General features: G+C 58.7%; 2 protein-coding genes. One reads left to right on the forward strand and one right to left on the reverse strand.

All coding sequences use genetic code 11. The features are described 5' to 3' along the window. On the forward strand, positions 1-1960 hold a 1960-nt coding region (locus AC1DUU_RS29055), incomplete at its 5' end, for a M23 family metallopeptidase (protein WP_476786789.1). Between the two features lie 222 nt (positions 1961-2182). Here AC1DUU_RS29055 and AC1DUU_RS29060 read toward each other — a convergent pair. Beyond that, positions 2183-2512: an RcnB family protein gene (locus AC1DUU_RS29060; protein ID WP_476786790.1), complete on the reverse strand. Its 330-nt coding sequence runs from the start codon at positions 2510-2512 to the stop codon at positions 2183-2185. Positions 2513-2590: the final 78 nt, after the last annotated feature.

Below are 2590 nucleotides of genomic sequence, written 5' to 3' on the forward strand. Positions count from 1 at the left end.
CACGATGCTGAGTTCCAGCGAGCGCTTCATGACGGCCATCCCATCGACGCAGGAGGACTTTGCATTTTTCCAGGCGCAGCGCGCGGTGGTTGAACCAACAGCCGGCCAGCAGGCTGATGATCAGGCGGCTCCGCCAACTGATGTCGATCTTGACCAGGCCGAGCCCGAAGGCAGTCTACCATCGGATCTCGGCGCCGGGTGGGGCGAAACAATCGACCAAGGTGAAGCTGCCCTGCCCGAATTCGAGAAAACCGCGATCGCAAACAATACCAGTGTCGCCACCGTGACGCCGGAGACCGAGCGCTTCGAGGCGACCGAAGATACCTTCGTCAAGATCCTGACCAACCGCACGCTGGACAGCGTCGTGCTCGAGGCACATTTCGCCACCGATGAGGCGAAATTGGCCGGCGAAGCGCTGAAGTCGCTTTTCAAGTTGGAAGGCCTCGAACCGGGCTATGTTGTAGCTATGCGTGGCTTCAAGCCGCGGCGCGAGGCGCCCCAGGTGGCGCTGATGCAGGTGTCGGTCTACGCCATGAATAGGTTCGTTGGCACCCTCGCGCGCAATTCGGCCGGTCAGTTCGTCTCCGGCGTAGATCCATGGGTGCGCGACGACCTTTTCAACTATTCCGGCGCCGCCCCGCAAGAAGGCACGCACAAGCGCCAGTACCGCCTCCTCGACGCGATCTACTCGACAGCGGCCCGCAACGACGTTCCAACCGGCGTTCTTGGTGAGGCGATCATGTATCTGTCACGTGGACAGGATTTGAACGCCTTTGCCACAGAAGACCAGAGGCTCGTCCTGCTTTATTCACAAACGGCTCGCGGCAAGGATGGTCTGGCAGGCCAGGTGCTTTATGTCGGTGTGCATGGCACCGACAAGAACCTCGAATGTTTTGTCTTCCAACAGAGCGATGGTCAGTTCTCTTGCGTCACGGGCAACGATCAAGTTCGCTCGCTGATGGCAACCAACGGCATGGTCACGCCGGTCAACGGTGTCATGACGTCAACCTTTGGGCCGCGCATGCATCCGATCCTGAAGACGGTTCGCGTCCACAAAGGAGTGGATTGGGCAGCCCCCATCGGTACGCCGATCGAAGCGGCCTTCGACGGCCAGGTTGTGTTTGAAGGCGACGGCCAGGGCTACGGCAACCTCATCCGCATTTCGCACGCCAACAATCGCGAAACCCGCTATGCCCACATGCAGCGTTTCGCCGACGGCATCGGCATCGGATCCACTGTCAAAGCAGGCGACGTCATCGGCTATATCGGCACCACGGGCCTGTCGACCGGCCCGCATCTTCATTTCGAACTCTATCAGGACGGACAGGCCATCGATCCGCTCGGCACGATCACCGTGATTGCGTCCGACGACTCTGCCATCGAGGTGCTGACCAATCGTATCGTCCATGTCGAAAGCGGCGGCAGTGCCCGTGCCAAGAACCCGCTGTCGTCGGCAACAGGGCTCGGACAGTTCATAAGCAAGACCTGGATAAGGATGATAAACACCTACCGGCCCGATCTCGCCAGGTCGCTTTCGACGACCGAGCTCCTCGATCTGCGTTTCGACCCGACCATCTCACGCGAGATGGTGCGCAATCTGGCGCGCGAGGGTGAAGCCTATCTCAAAGCGCGTGGCCATCAGATCACTGCGGGTCGGCTCTATCTTTGCCACTTTCTTGGAATGGAGGGCGCCCACCAGATCCTGTCGTCATCCAATGACGCAATGCTTGCTGATGTTCTTGGAGAGGTCGTCATAAAAGCCAACCCGTTCCTGACCGGCAAGAACGCCGGCTATGTCATTGGTTGGGCTGAGAAAAAGATGACTGGCCGAGCACCTTCTGCAGCATCACAACCTTCCGCTGCGACTGCGCTCCAGGAGGTTAGAGAAACGTCACCGGAGTTCGAAAAATACAAGCAGGCAATCGGAAGGACATTGAATTCGATCGAAAGCACTCTGTGATTTCGGGACCCTGCGATAAATGACGCCCATTCGCTGGCTTCGCCTGCAACAGGTGTTCGACCAGAGCCGTCGATCGCTTCGAGGAATGCGGCACGGAACATCGACTCATACGTCGAGACCAGAAAATCGAACCGTCCGCGGTCGATGGCCGCTTATGGATGATCCCAGGGAAAAAGGCGGCTCCGAAGAACCGCCTTTCCGCAATCTGTTGACCTGTCTGGATTAGCGTCCAGCCACGACCGAAGCGATGATGCCCGACGCCACACTGATCAACAGATAGTCGCTGTCTACCTTGACCCAGCGTTGACCATAGCCTGGGCGCTTGAGGCCATAGCGATTGTAGTCCCGAAGTGCCTGCTTGCGCTGCCAGTCAGGCACACGCTTGCCCTTTGACCAGTGCTGTCGCTTGACCGGCTTTTGGCGGTAATCCTGCCACTTCTGCGGCTGGCTGTAGTGGTTTCCGTGACGTGGCGCCTCGTAGCGCTGTTGAGCTTGTGCCATCGGCGCAGCGAACACCGACAGGGCGACAGCAGCTAGAACAATGCGTTTCATATGGGAGGCTCCTTCTCATTGACGCCACCATTGCTAGCCGCCGCTTGGTGAACCCAGTATGAACGCCAGAATTACCAT

The organism is Aminobacter sp. P4_H6_2, assembly GCF_056400805.1.

Coding starts and splice junctions, on each gene's coding strand:
- AC1DUU_RS29060 (WP_476786790.1), bottom strand. CDS start 2,512: ATGAAACGCATTGTTCTAGCTGCTGTCGCCCTGTCGGTGTTCGCTGCG.